The organism is Pedobacter boryungensis, from assembly GCF_013204825.1.
In the GTDB taxonomy this organism is placed as follows: Bacteria; Bacteroidota; Bacteroidia; order Sphingobacteriales; family Sphingobacteriaceae; genus Pedobacter; species Pedobacter boryungensis.
On sequence record NZ_JABMKV010000003.1, the window covers coordinates 58,273 to 72,482 of the forward strand.

General features: G+C 35.6%; 13 protein-coding genes. 11 read left to right on the top strand and 2 right to left on the bottom strand.

Going from position 1 to position 14,210, the window contains the following annotated elements; all coding sequences use genetic code 11:
- Position 1: 1 nt before the first annotated feature.
- The 9 genes from HQN85_RS12375 to HQN85_RS12415 are packed head-to-tail and all read left to right on the top strand — an operon-like array spanning position 2 to position 9,347.
- Positions 2–667 (top strand): gluconate 2-dehydrogenase subunit 3 family protein, encoded by a 666-nt coding sequence (locus HQN85_RS12375; protein ID WP_173272685.1) that lies wholly within the window; start codon positions 2–4, stop codon positions 665–667.
- A gap of 19 nt (positions 668–686) precedes the next feature.
- Positions 687–2,387 carry a GMC oxidoreductase gene (locus tag HQN85_RS12380; RefSeq protein WP_173272686.1) on the top strand — a complete coding sequence of 567 codons (1,701 nt, stop codon included), beginning with the start codon at positions 687–689 and terminating at the stop codon, positions 2,385–2,387.
- Complete coding sequence (locus HQN85_RS12385; protein ID WP_173272688.1) at positions 2,387–3,544, top strand: Gfo/Idh/MocA family protein; 1,158 nt, start codon at positions 2,387–2,389, stop codon at positions 3,542–3,544. The genes HQN85_RS12380 and HQN85_RS12385 overlap by 1 nt, the downstream gene beginning before the upstream one ends.
- Before the next feature lie 5 nt (positions 3,545–3,549).
- Complete coding sequence (locus HQN85_RS12390) at positions 3,550–4,602, top strand: sugar phosphate isomerase/epimerase family protein (protein WP_173272690.1); 1,053 nt, start codon at positions 3,550–3,552, stop codon at positions 4,600–4,602.
- Between the two features lie 11 nt (positions 4,603–4,613).
- Complete coding sequence (locus HQN85_RS12395) at positions 4,614–4,994, top strand: c-type cytochrome (RefSeq protein ID WP_173272691.1); 381 nt, start codon at positions 4,614–4,616, stop codon at positions 4,992–4,994.
- A gap of 23 nt (positions 4,995–5,017) precedes the next feature.
- Positions 5,018–6,475 carry a Gfo/Idh/MocA family protein gene (locus tag HQN85_RS12400; protein ID WP_173272693.1) on the top strand — a complete coding sequence of 486 codons (1,458 nt, stop codon included), beginning with the start codon at positions 5,018–5,020 and terminating at the stop codon, positions 6,473–6,475.
- Between the two features lie 24 nt (positions 6,476–6,499).
- A complete protein-coding gene (locus HQN85_RS12405) occupies positions 6,500–7,195 on the top strand; it encodes a 3-keto-disaccharide hydrolase (RefSeq protein WP_173272695.1) in 696 nt (231 codons plus the stop codon).
- Between the two features lie 24 nt (positions 7,196–7,219).
- Positions 7,220–8,449 (top strand): nucleoside permease, encoded by a 1,230-nt coding sequence (locus tag HQN85_RS12410; protein WP_173272697.1) that lies wholly within the window; start codon positions 7,220–7,222, stop codon positions 8,447–8,449.
- 22 nt (positions 8,450–8,471) lie between these two features.
- A complete protein-coding gene (locus HQN85_RS12415; RefSeq protein WP_173272699.1) occupies positions 8,472–9,347 on the top strand; it encodes a sugar phosphate isomerase/epimerase family protein in 876 nt (291 codons plus the stop codon).
- A gap of 46 nt (positions 9,348–9,393) precedes the next feature.
- Here the strand turns inward: HQN85_RS12415 and HQN85_RS12420 are convergent, their stop codons facing one another.
- Together HQN85_RS12420 and HQN85_RS12425 are read right to left on the bottom strand one after the other, a co-directional pair.
- Positions 9,394–9,765, bottom strand: coding sequence for a YtxH domain-containing protein (locus HQN85_RS12420; RefSeq protein ID WP_216847280.1), 372 nt, complete (start codon positions 9,763–9,765; stop codon positions 9,394–9,396).
- Positions 9,766–9,836: 71 nt separating this feature from the next.
- Positions 9,837–11,639 (bottom strand): FlgD immunoglobulin-like domain containing protein, encoded by a 1,803-nt coding sequence (locus HQN85_RS12425; protein WP_173272703.1) that lies wholly within the window; start codon positions 11,637–11,639, stop codon positions 9,837–9,839.
- 50 nt (positions 11,640–11,689) lie between these two features.
- On the opposite strand from HQN85_RS12425, the gene HQN85_RS12430 reads away from it, so the two are divergent.
- The gene (locus tag HQN85_RS12430) at positions 11,690–12,682 is read left to right on the top strand and encodes an aspartate-semialdehyde dehydrogenase (RefSeq protein ID WP_173272705.1); all 993 of its coding nucleotides are present in this window, start codon (positions 11,690–11,692) and stop codon (positions 12,680–12,682) included.
- A gap of 92 nt (positions 12,683–12,774) precedes the next feature.
- Entirely contained in the window at positions 12,775–14,184 is a 1,410-nt protein-coding gene (gene dacB, locus HQN85_RS12435; RefSeq protein WP_173272707.1) for a D-alanyl-D-alanine carboxypeptidase/D-alanyl-D-alanine endopeptidase, read from the top strand.
- The last annotated feature ends 26 nt before the right edge of the window (positions 14,185–14,210 follow it).

Here is a 14,210-nt window from a genome sequence, read left to right on the forward strand (position 1 = left end):
TATGGACAGAAGAGAAGCCGTAAAAAGTGTAGCTTTTTTAATTGGTGGAGCCCTATCAGCCACAACAATTGCCACTTTATTTGATAGCTGCAATGAACCTGGAAAAAATAGTGAAAACTTATTTACCTCAGACCAAGAAAAACTAATTTCAGAGATAGCTGATATCATCATCCCTACAACTGCAAAATCTCCAGGTGCAAAAGCTGCCAACGTCGGACCATTCATTTCAATGATGATAAAAGAATGTTATCCTGAAGATGCACAGAAAGCTTTTGTAAAAGGTTTAGAAAATATTGAAACAAGATCTAAAAAGGACTTCGGAAAATCATTTCTTGAAATTTCAGTGAAAGAAAGAGAGCAACTAATTACTAAAGTTAGAGATGAAACTGTAGCTGCTCAAAAAGTAGAAAGTGACGCTAATGAAAAAGCTATGAAACTAGAAATGGATATCGAAAGAAATAAGCCAGAGAAAGAGAGAGCTAATCCAACCGCTGTTAAAGACCCTCAGAAAACTACACCACAGTTTTTTGCCATTGCAAGAGATTTAACGATGCTAGGTTATTTTACATCAGAAGTTGGCGCTACGCAAGCTTATGAATATGTACAAATACCTGGTCGTTACGATGGATGTGTAGACCTTAAACCTGGTCAAAGAGTTTGGGCATAAACCTTATTATCATTTTATAATGAATTTAAATACAAAAGCAACCGCACAAAACACATATGATGCAATTGTTGTAGGATCTGGGATTAGTGGTGGATGGGCAGCAAAAGAATTAACAGAAAAAGGGTTAAAAGTGCTCCTACTAGAACGTGGTAGAAATATAGAACATATTAAAGATTATACCACGGCAATGAAAAAGCCTTGGGAATTTGAGCACCGCGGAAGGTTAACAGAAGCGCAAAAAGCATCTCACCCTGTACAAAAAAGAGATTATCCTTACCAAGAATTTAATGAAAGTTTTTGGGTAAATGATTTAGATTGCCCTTATACTGAGATAAAAAGGTTCGATTGGTATCGTGGTTTTCACGTCGGTGGAAAATCATTAATGTGGGGCCGTCAGAGTTACCGTTTAAGTGACCTTAATTTTGAAGAAAATGCAAAAGACGGACATGGTGTAGATTGGCCAATTCGCTATAAAGACATTGCTCCATGGTATGATTATGTAGAGAAATTTGCTGGGATTAGCGGTTCAAATGAAAACTATCCACATTTCCCAGATGGACATTTTCTACCTCCAATGGAAATGAATTGCGTGGAAAAATCTGTAAAAGAACGCATAGAAAAAAAATACAACAGAGGTCGTATTATGACCATGGGTCGCACTGCAAATTTAACAGTAGAACATGGTGGAAGAGGAAGTTGTCAGTATAGAAATTTATGTAGTCGCGGTTGCCCTTTTGGAGCTTACTTTAGCACACAATCATCTACTTTACCAGCAGCAGTAGCTACGGGGAATTTAACATTGAGGCCTTTTTCTTTAGTAAACGAAATTATTTACGACAAGGAAACGCAAAAAGCGAAAGGGGTTAGAATTATCGATTCGGAAACTAATGAGCATATTGAATATTTTGCCAAAATAGTTTTTGTGAATGGTTCTACTTTAGGTAGTACATTCTTGTTATTAAATTCAACATCACCAGAACATCCAAATGGATTAGGGAATGGTAGTGGCGAATTAGGTCATAATTTAATGGATCATCATTTCCGTTGCGGAGCTTCTGGCCAAGCAGAAGGTTTTGATGATAAATATACCTATGGAAAAAGAGCAAATGGTGTTTACATTCCACGTTATAGAAATGTAGGTAACGATAAACGCGATTATGTTCGTGGTTTTGGATATCAAGGAGGTGCAAGTCGTTCTGGATGGCATAATGATATTGCTGAATTAGCTTTTGGTGGAGATTTTAAAGATTTAATTAGTACACCTGGAATTTGGAGTATGGGTTTAGGCGGTTTTGGAGAATCACTTCCATACCACGAAAACCGAGTGTATATCGACAAATCTAAAAAAGACAAATGGGGTCAACCGGTGTTGGCTATCGACTGTGAGTTTAAAGACAATGAAGCTAAAATGCGTATAGATATGATGAACGACGCGGCTGAAATGTTAGAAGATGCCGGGATTAAAAATGTTAAAACATACGATAATGGTTCTATGCCAGGTATGGCTATTCACGAAATGGGAACAGCAAGAATGGGTTTAGATCCTAAAACTTCAGTGCTAAATAAATGGAATCAGATGCATGAAGTTAAAAATGTATTTGTAACTGATGGTTCATGTATGCCTTCAACAGCTTGTCAAAATCCTTCATTAACTTATATGGCTTTAACTGCAAGAGCATGTGATTTTGCGGTTACTGAATTGAAAAAAGGCAATATTTAATGACTACAGGAAAAATAAGAATGGGGATGATTGGCGGTGGAAAAGGTGCTTTCATTGGCGCCGTTCATCGCATGGCTGCAGGTTTGGATGGTTTAATTGAGTTGTCTTGCGGTGCGTTAAGTGCTAATCCTGAAAATGCAATTTCCTCTGGAAAAGAACTATTCTTGCCAGAAGATAGAATATATATCAACTATCAAGAAATGATTAAAGCAGAAAGCAAACTTCCTCAATCGGAAAGAATGCATTTTGTAAGCATTGTTACGCCAAATAATGTTCATTTCGAACCAGCTATGTTAGCGCTCGAAAATGGATTTCATGTGGTAATTGATAAACCTATTACCTTAACATTAGCAGAAGCAAAAGCATTACAGCAAAAAGCTACAGAAACTGGATTATTGGTCTGCTTAACTCACACCTATTCTGGTTATCCATTGGTGAAACATGCAAAACAAATGGTAAAAGATGGGGCGTTTGGTAAAATCAGAAAAGTTTGTGTAGAGTATCCGCAGGGTTGGTTAAGTATGCCAGCATCTGCTGATAATAAACAGGCAGCTTGGCGAGCTGATCCAAAAAAAAGTGGCATTAGCGGTTGCATGGCTGATGTTGGTACACATGCAGCTCATTTAGCAGAATATATTTCGGGATTACAAATTGAAAAAATTTGTGCCGATTTAAATTGTGTTGTAGAAGGCAGAGCGTTGGATGATGATGGAAATGTACTATTGAGATTTAACAATGGTGCAAACGGAACATTAATGGCATCTCAAATCGCCGCTGGAGAAGAAAATGCTCTAAAAATTAAAATTTATGGCGAAAAAGGTGGACTAGAGTGGCATCAGGCAGAGCCAAATACCTTACTTATTAAATGGCTTGACCAACCAACACAAGTTTATAAAACGGGCAACAATTATTTATCAGCCGTTGCTAAATTTAATACAAGAACACCTTCAGGTCATCCAGAGGGATATTTAGAAGCATTTGCCAATATCTATAAGAATTTTGCATTAACCTTAATGGCTAAACAAAATGGAGAAAAGCCTTCAGCAGAAATGCTTGATTTTCCTAATGCAGAAGATGGTGTTCGTGGAATGGCTTTTATAGAAAATGTGGTAGCTTCAAGTAAATCTGATCAGAAATGGTACGATTTTAAAATTTAAAAAGAATGACAACAATACAAGGACCAGCCGTATTTTTAGCCCAATTTATTGGAGATGAAGCCCCATTTAATTCGTTAGATGGAATATGCAAATGGGCCGCTAACTTAGGTTTTAAAGGCATTCAAATGCCAACTCTTGACAAGAGATTTATTGATCTAAAATTAGCTGCGGAAAGTAAAACCTATGCTGATGAATTGACTGCAAAAGTAGCTTCTTATGGGCTAGTAATTACCGAGCTTTCTACACATTTACAAGGACAATTAGTAGCTGTTAATCCAGCATATGATCAATTATTTGATGCTTTTGCGGCAGATGAGGTTAAAAACAACCCCAAAGCAAGAACAGAATGGGCGGTGCAGCAATTAAAATATGCTGCTAAAGCTTCTCAAAATTTGGGTTTAAAAGCGCATGCAACTTTTAGCGGTTCTTTATTATGGCATACTTTTCACCCATGGCCACAACGGCCAGAGGGATTGGTTGAGGATGGATTTACAGAATTAGCAAAACGTTGGTTACCAATTTTAAATGAGTTTGATAATTGTGGCGTGGATGTTTGTTATGAAATTCACCCGGGAGAAGATTTATTTGATGGGGAAACTTACGAAATGTTCTTAGCCAAAGTAAATAACCATGCAAGAGCCTGCTTATTGTACGATCCTTCGCACTTTGTATTACAACAATTAGATTATATTCAATACATCGATTTTTATCATGAAAGAATAAAAGCATTTCATGTTAAGGATGCAGAATTTAATCCGACAGGTAAACAAGGAACGTTTGGCGGTTACCAAAGTTGGGCAAACAGAGCTGGTAGATACCGTTCTCCTGGCGATGGACAAGTAGATTTTAAACGCATTTTTAGCAAATTAGCTCAATACGATTACAAAGGCTGGGCAGTAATGGAATGGGAATGTTGTATTAAAGATTCGGAAACTGGCGCAAGAGAAGGTGCTCAATTTATCAAAAATCACATCATACCAGTTACCAATAAAGCATTTGATGATTTCGCATCGGCAGGTGGGGACGCAAATTTTAACAAGAATATTTTAGGCATATAATACTAACACAGATGAAAAAAACACTTTTATTTTTAAGCGCAATTACCTTTTTATTAGCTGCATGTGGTGGCTCAACTTCTAATTCAGAAACAGCTTCGACCACCACTCCTGCTTCAAGCGAATCTAAGCCAGCAATGGAACCAGGAGAATTATTGATTGTGAAATCAGATTGTATCGGTTGTCATCATAAAGAAGATAAATTAATCGGTCCAGCTTACCAAGAAATTGCAGCAAAATATCCTTCTACAGATGAAAATATAAATTTATTAGCCGATAAAATTGTGAAAGGCGGTAAAGGTGTTTGGGGAAATATTCCAATGACACCACACACTAAAATAACAAATGACGAAGCCAAATCAATGGTAAAATATATTTTAACGCTGAAAAAATAAGATTAACCTTTAAAAATTTTAAAATGGATAAGGCAAAAAAAGAGTCAGAAGCAAGCAGTAGACGTAGTTTTTTAAAAACCACAGCAATTGCATCAGCTGCATTTATGATCGTTCCTCGTCATGTTTTGGGCGGTAAAGGATTTTTAGCACCAAGTGATCGGCTAATTGTTGCTGGTGTAGGCGTTGGCGGTAAAGGTGATTCAGATCTTCGTTTAATATCTGAAAGTGGCAAAGCTGATATTGCTTATTTATGTGATGTAGATACTCGTCGGGCGGCAAATAGTGTTAAACGTTTTCCTAAAGCTAAATTCTATAAAGATTGGAGAGAAATGTTCGATAAAGAGCATAAAAATTTTGATGCGGTTACCGTTTCAACTCCTGATCATAATCATGCCATACAAACACTTGCCGCAATGCAATTGGGCAAACACGTATATGTACAAAAACCACTTACACACGATATTTTTGAAGCTCGCACTTTAACAGCTGCAGCTAAACAATATAAAGTGGTTACTCAAATGGGTAATCAGGGTGCTTCAAATAATGGCCCGCGACAAATGAAAGAGTGGTACGATGCTGGTTTAATTGGTGATGTACATACAATTTACGCTTGGACGGACAGACCTGTTTGGCCACAAGGTATTCCATGGTCGGCAAATAAAGCCGACATTCCTAAAGAACTAGATTGGGATTTATGGTTAGGAACTGCTCCTTATAAAGATTATGTAGATAAATTAGTGCCATTTAACTGGCGTGGATGGTGGGATTACGGAACTGGTGCATTGGGCGATATGGGCTGTCACTTACTAGAAGCTCCATTCAGTGTTTTAGGATTAAAATATGCAACTGAAGTTCAAGCGAGCGTAGGTTCGGTGTATGTTGATGAATTTAAACGTGGATATTTCCCTGATAGCTGCCCTCCTTCTAGCCATGTAACTTTAAAATTTCCTAAAACTCCTAAAACCAAAGGTGAAGTCACAGTACATTGGATGGATGGAGGTATACAACCTGAGAGGCCAGAAGAATTAGGTGCAAATGAAGTTTTTGGCGATGGTGGAAACGGAACTTTATTTATCGGCACAAAAGGTAAAATGATGAGTAGCACGTATAGTGCAAACCCACGCTTGTTGCCTTTATCTAAAAATGCAGATATCAAAGTAAAAGAGAAATTTGCTCGTGTTAAAGGCGAAGCGGATGGACATTACGCACAATGGGTTGAAGCTGCTATTGCAGGTTATGGTAAAAATGAATTGAGTTCGCCATTTGAAATTGCTGGTCCATTAACTGAAGCGTTGTTAATGGCTAATCTTGCTATACGTGCAGCAGATATTCAAGGTAAAAATGCAGAAGGTAAAACAATTTATCCTGGCAGGTACAAAAAATTATTGTGGGATAATGACAATATGAAAGTAACCAACTTTGATGAAGTAAACCAATTTGTAAAAAGAGAGTACCGTAAAGGTTGGACGTTAGGTGCTTAATTGCGGAACATTAAATTTAATAAAATGAAACAGTATATCATATCGGGATTAGTATTAGTGGTTATGGGTTGCAGTTCTACTGCTCAAACCACAAAAGCAAAAAAAGGTTTTACTCCACTTTTTGATGGAAAAACCACATCGGGTTGGCATACCTATGGAAAAACCACAGTTGGAAGTGCTTGGCAAGTTCAAGATGGCGCTATACATTTAGACCCAAAAACAAAAGGTAAAGATGGAGGTGGTGATTTAGTAACTAATAAAGAATATACCAATTTTCATCTAAAATTAGAATGGAAAGTTGCTCCAAAATCTAATAGCGGAGTTATATTTTATATTCACGAAGACCCAAAATACGGTCAAACGTATAGTACAGGTCCAGAAATGCAAGTGTTAGATAATGACGGCCATCCTGATGGGAAAATAACTAAACACAGGGCTGGAAATTTATATGACATGGTTAAAAGCGATGTAGAACCAGTAAAACCAGTTGGTGAATGGAATAAATCAGAAATTATTAGTGATAATGGAAAATTAACTTTCATTTTAAATGGTGTAAAAGTAGTAAACACCACCATGTGGGATGACAATTGGAAAGCCTTAATTGCTGGAAGTAAATTTGCTAAGTGGGAAGGTTTTGGAACCTATAAAACTGGAAAAATTTCGTTGCAAGATCACGGAGATGAAGTGTGGTATAGAAACATATCAATTAAAGAATTATAAAACTAAATCTAACCAAACATAGAAATGAACTCAACAACCCGCATTAAATTATCTTTCATGATGTTCCTAGAATTTTTTATCTGGGGAGCATGGTTTGTAACACTAGGCACATTTTTAGCAACAAATTTAAAAGCATCTGGTCCAGAAACTGGTTCGGTTTTTTCAACTCAATCGTGGGGAGCTATCATTGCTCCTTTTATTATTGGATTAATTGCAGATCGATATTTTAATGCCGAAAAAATCTTAGGTGTTTTGCATATTGTTGGAGCCATTTTAATGTATCAGATGTATAATGCAACTGATATAGCAGTATTTTATCCTTATGTGCTTGGTTATATGATTTTATATATGCCAACATTGGCATTAGTAAATTCTGTCTCTTTTAATCAGATGCAGGATCCAGAAAAAGAGTTTTCTACCATTAGAATTTGGGGAACTTTAGGCTGGATTGCAGCAGGATTATTAATTAGCTATTTTTTCCATTGGGATTCTCAAGAAAATACTACCGCTGGATTGTTAAGAAATACTTTCCTTATGGCTGGAATTGCTTCTTTAGTACTAGGGTTATTTAGTTTTATGCTTCCTAAAACTCCACCTAAAGTTGCAAAAGGCGAAAAAGTAACCGTATCTGATATTTTAGGACTTGATGCTTTGAAACTTTTAAAAGATAAAAACTTCTTAATCTTTTTTGTTTCCTCTATTTTAATCTGTATTCCATTGGCATTTTACTATCAAAATGCGAATTTGTTTTTATCTAAAATAGGCGTGGATAATCCAACTGGAAAAATGACAATCGGACAGGCTTCTGAAGTGATTTTTCTCTTGTTTATTCCTATTTTCTTTAAAAAATTCGGGTTTAAAAAAACTATCCTTGTAGGTATGCTTGCATGGGCAGTTAGATACATTTTATTTGCTTATGGTAATGCAGGGGAATTAAGTTTTATGTTATTAATTGGAATAGCATTACATGGAATTTGTTATGACTTTTTCTTTGTATCTGGTCAAATTTATACTAATTCTAAAGCTGGAGAGAGATTTAAAAGTTCTGCACAAGGTTTAATTACACTAGCCACCTACGGTATTGGCATGCTTATTGGCTTTATGGTTGCAGGGCAAATTACAGAAATGTATAAAGTTGGTGGCGAGGAAAATTGGAAAATGATCTGGATTATCCCTGCCGGAATTGCATTTGTTGTATTTATATTATTCGCCGTTTTATTTAATGATAAAACTAAACCAGAAGCTACTGCCTAATTAAAATTTAATTGTAAACCTCATGAATTCAAGAAGAACCTTTATCAAACAAACAGGATTAATAGCTGCTGCAGTTGCGGTAGCGCCATCATTTGCATGTACACCTGTTGCTAAGCATCCTGTAGGTTTGCAGTTATACAGTTTAAGGGATATCATTAAAAACGATATCAAAGGAATAATTGAAAAAGTTGCCGCAATTGGATATAAAGAAGTAGAAACGTATGGTTATTCTGTGAAAGATAAATTTTGGGGATTAGATGCAAAAGCTTTTAGTAATTTATTAAAAGCTAATGGCATGGTAGCTCCAAGCGGACATTATGGAATGGATAATTTTATTGCAGGTAAAAATAGCGATGAATTAAAATCATATATCGAAGCAGCAAATATTACTGGAGGTGAATATGTAACAGTTCCGTATTTAGGAGATTCGTTGAGAAAATCAGCAGATGATTATAAGAAAATTGCTGCTAAACTTAATGAGGCTGCCGTTCTATGTAAAGCATCTGGATTAAGATTGGCTTACCACAATCACAATTTTGAATTTACAAAATTTGGTAACACTACTGGATATGAAATTTTGTTAACTGAAACAGATAAAAATCTTGTCGATTTTGAGATGGATTTATATTGGGTAGCAAGATCTGGAGTTGATCCATTATCACTTTTTAAAACTCACCAACATCGTTTTACAATGTGGCACATAAAGGATATGGATAAAACCAAAAACGATTTAAATACAGAAGTTGGACAAGGAGCTGTTGATTTTAAATCGATATTTAGTGGTGCAAAAATGGCGGGTGTTAAACATTATTTTGTAGAACACGAATTTAACTATAAGCCTGATGAATTAGGCTCCATCAAAACTAGTTTCAATTACGTTCACAATCAATTGTTATAAAATCAATTGATTGTGAACTAATAGTTACATACTAATCAACCAATAATTAGTTTGTTGATTGGTTAGTATGTTGTTCTTCAACATGACTTTCGTGAATGATATCTCTAATATCTGATTTACGTTTTTTAACTGGTGTACGAACAAAATGTGGAACTTCTGGTGCAACACCATCTTTGTGCTCTTCGAAATCGTTACCTACAATTTTATTTCTTAATGCAGCGTAAGTATCTCTAGCACTGCTTCCTAAGCCTTTAGCTCTATCACCAATTAATTTACGTGCATCTTTACCACTTTCTGGCGCAAATAACATACTTATTATTGCTCCTGCAGCTAAACCTGCAACAATTGCTACGGCCACTTGGCCATTATTATTTGATTTTTGAGAAAGAATTTTCCCTATTAATTTTCCATATTTCATAATCACCTCTTTTTTTAAAAACAACAAACACGTTTTCATATTGTTTAAAAAAATTTATGATTATTAAGCGGCTAATTTAGCTTTGCTGCTAAAACACAAGTTTGCTTAAAGTGTTCTACCTTACCATCTAAGGCAAAAGCATCAAACTTAATCACGTAAATACCCACCTTACTTTGTTGGCCATTATCGTTCATTCCATCCCACGTAAAACTTCCAGCAGTTGCAATAGTTGCATTTCTTTCTAATTTGCGAATCAGCACTCCTTTATCTGAGTAAATGTTAACGCTGGCTAAGTTTCCATTGCTCACAAACTGGTAATCAATTTGCAATGCATCTTCAAAGCCGTCGCCATCTGGAGAAAAAGTTTTACTAGCTAAACTTACGTTATTTTTAATATGTGTAAGATCTTCTTCTTGTGAGTTTCGATAAGTTGGAGTACCAAAACCAATTGTGGCTGCTGCAGATTTAAAATTACCCATTGCTGAAGACGATTTAGTAAACGATACTCTTTCCAAAGCCACACCATCTGCATTTTGTAAAAGAGCAATGTGCATTTTTTCAGTATAATCCAATTGATCCAAGATTTCCTGAGATATCATTACAATTACAGCACCTTTATCATTATTATAAGATGGCAAGCTGCTCATTTGTACAAACTGGTTAGGAAATTTTGCATTATATTGCTCCTTTACTACATCAGGTTTAGTCGTTAAAACCCAATATGTTTTGGCAGGCATATATAAAGATGTTGCACTCACGTTTTTAATATTAGCCGGATTACCGCTTACATCAGCATTAGCTAATTGTAGTGTTGCTAAATCTAAAATTTGATTTGTGTTATTGTAAATTTCTATATAATCAACACCTCCCACTCTAGGATTAACTAAAATTTCACTTATTAATATATCTCCTTTTTTTAGCGTATATGGTTTCAAATAAAAGAATGAAGTTTTGTTATTAGCGCCAATTGCATTTCCTTTCAAATCCTTTACATTGTTAACTTCTAACTTGTAATCGCCAGTTGGCAAAGCTGAAGCATAGGTTAAATTGTAAGCATTTGGCAAGGTTGAAGCGGTTATTGAAATTGGATTGCCCAAATTAGCAATCGCATAGTTGCTAGCCATCAAGGCTGAAGAAGATTCCAATCGTTCAGAAAAAATAGCTTCAACAGTTAGTTCATCTAGTACTTTTGCACTTAGTAAAGTCGGTGGTGTGGTATCTGGAACTAATTCCGTAATGCTAAAATCATCAAAGGTAAAACCACTCGATCTTGTGGCTGTATATTTACAAAATACACCAAACCAGTCCGAATTGGTAAACGTTAAATCAGTAGCACTTCCTTCCAGCACATAAGTTGTTCCTCCAGTTATGTCTGTGTACAATTCCCATTTTCCAGCATCATTTCTGGTTACACGAATACGAGCTAAAAGATTATTTGCATCCACTCTCATTTTTGAAGGGCCATCAATAATTTTGCTGATGGTTGTACCCGTTTGTTTGTACAAATCATAACTATCCATGTTTCCGCTTTCTCCAATTTGGACAAAATATCCATTTAAAGGCCCATTTAAATCCTGCTGATCAGAAATTAAATAAATTCTTGCCTGGTTAGTTGCCGAAGGGTCAAAACTCAATTGTACAGTACATTCCCACTTCGTATTTGTGGCATACGTGTTTGCAGTAAACAAGGTAACTGTTTGAGCAGTAGAACTTAACGAAGACTTTAATTGCTTTGCAGCATTAATATTAAACAGTGATGTACTTCCTAGCCAACTTGGGTTTGCAGTGAAATTTCCATCACTAAAGTCATCAGAAACTTGGCCGAATGTAAGTTTAACACTCAGCAACATTAAAAAAAGTAAACTTTTTCTCATATTTGGTAGATATTAAGAATTTACTAAATATAATAAAAAACAGAGAAAAAATGAAAGTTGCAGTAGTAGGTGCCACCGGGTTGGTAGGTACCGTAATGTTAAAAGTATTGGAAGAAAGAAATTTCCCATTGACAGAGTTAATCCCAGTTGCTTCTGAAAAGAGCGTTGGTAAGTTAATTACGTTTAAGGGTAAACAGTTTCCAATCGTTAGCATGGATACTGCGATTGGAATGCGCCCGGATATTGCTTTGTTTTCTGCTGGTGGAAATACATCTTTAGAACATGCTCCTCGTTTTAAAGAAGCAGGTACAACAGTCATTGATAATTCTTCCGCTTGGAGAATGGATCCAAACATTCCGTTAGTTGTGCCAGAAGTTAATGCAAATATTTTATCATTGGATAATAAAATTATTGCGAATCCAAATTGCTCCACTATTCAGATGGTAGTTGCTTTAAAACCATTACACGATAAATATAAAATTAAACGTGTAGTTGTTTCTACGTATCAATCAGTTACAGGAACAGGTGTTAAGGCTGTTGACCAAATGATGAATGAGCGTAGTGGTAATTTTGATGGCGAAATGGCTTATCCATACCAAATCGATTTAAATGTTATTCCTCAAATTGATGTATTTACAGAAAATGGATACACAAAAGAGGAAATGAAAATGATAAACGAAACCCGTAAAATTATGGGCGATGAAAATATTCGTTTAACTGCTACAACCGTTCGTATTCCGGTAATGGGTGGTCACTCAGAATCAGTAAACATCGAATTTGAAAATGAATTTGATTTAGCTGAAGTGACTTCTTTATTAGAAAAAACAGAAGGCATTATTGTGGTAGACGATATTGCCAACTTAAAATATCCAATGCCAAAAGATGCACATGAAAAAGATGAAGTTTTTGTAGGTCGTATTCGTAGAGACGAATCGATGCCAAATACTTTAAACATGTGGATTGTTGCTGATAATTTGCGTAAAGGTGCAGCTACAAATGCTGTTCAAATTGCCGAATATCTGGTGAGAAAAGAATTGGTATAATATAATTCAACAGTGAATTTATTTAGAAGTGATGTATTTATGCATCACTTTTTTAGTATAACTTCGTTTGATAACTGATTAATCCTTATAGTATGAAAATTTTTAAGCTCCAGCTCCTTCTTTTATTTTGTTCAATAGCAAGCTTTGCTCAATTTCCAATTGCAAAATTAGAACAGGCTTACCAAAATTTAGTAGATGATCCCCAAGCAAAATATGCCATTACATCGCTTTGCGTACTTGATGCACAAACTGGAAAAGTAATTTTTGCTAAAAATGAAAACATTGGTTTAGCTACCGCTTCTACTTTAAAAACGATTACATCGGCTACTGCATTTAGTGTTTTGGGAAAAGATTTCAAATATCAAACTACATTAGCTTACAGTGGTAAAATTACAGCAGATGGAACTTTACAAGGTGATTTAATTATTACAGGTAGTGGCGACCCAACTTTAGGTTCATGGCGTTACGAACAAACTAAAGAGAATGTAGTTTTAACTGCTTGGGTAAATGCAATTAAAGCTGCTGGAATTAAAAAAATAGATGGATCAGTAATTGGAGATGATAGTTTATTTGGCACCCAAACTATGCCCGAAGGTTGGATTTGGCAAGATATGGGCAACTATTATGGAGCAGGAAGTTCGGCACTGGCTTGGAGAGAAAATCAATTTGATATTCATTTAAAGCCTGGCGGAAGTACTGGATCAGAAGTTAGTATTCAAAAAGTTGTTCCAGCAATGCCATATTTAAAAATAGTAAACGAACTTAAAACTGGCTCATCAGGTTCTGGAGACAATGCTTATGCTTTTTTACCTCCATACAGTAATTTAGCTTATCTGCGTGGCACTTGGGGAATGGGTATCAGTAAAGCTGGAATTTCATTGGCCCTACCTGACCCTGCTTATGATGCGGCATATCGTTTACAAGATACCTTATCAAGATTAAATATTACAAGTACTAAAGAAGCTACAACTGCAAGACGATTAAACTTAGAAGGTGGCGCTGTACCAACAATAGCTCAAAAATTAGCAACGATTAGTTCGCCAGATTTAAGTGAGATTGTGTATTGGTTTAACAAAAAAAGTATAAATCTTTACGGCGAACAATTACTTAAAACTATTGCCTGGAAATTAGGAAAAACACCAAGCACAAGAAATGGTGCATCATCAGTTATTAATTTTTGGGCAGCTAAAGGAATTGATAAAAATGCCTTAAATATTTTAGATGGTAGCGGCCTTTCTCCTGGAACTAGAGTTACTACTTCAGCAATGGCTTCCATCCTGTTTCAAGCGCAAAAAGAAGATTGGTTTTCGGCTTATTACAATTCATTTCCAGAGAATAATGGTATGAAATTAAAAAGTGGCAGCATCAATGATGTTTCAGCTTATGCTGGATATTACACTGATAAAAATAGCAACAAATACATCGCTGTAATTAATATCAATAACTATAACGGTGGTGGCATTAGCAAAAAGCTATTTAAAGTTTTAGATGCCTTGAAATAAAAATTTGATGATGTATTAAGAATTAG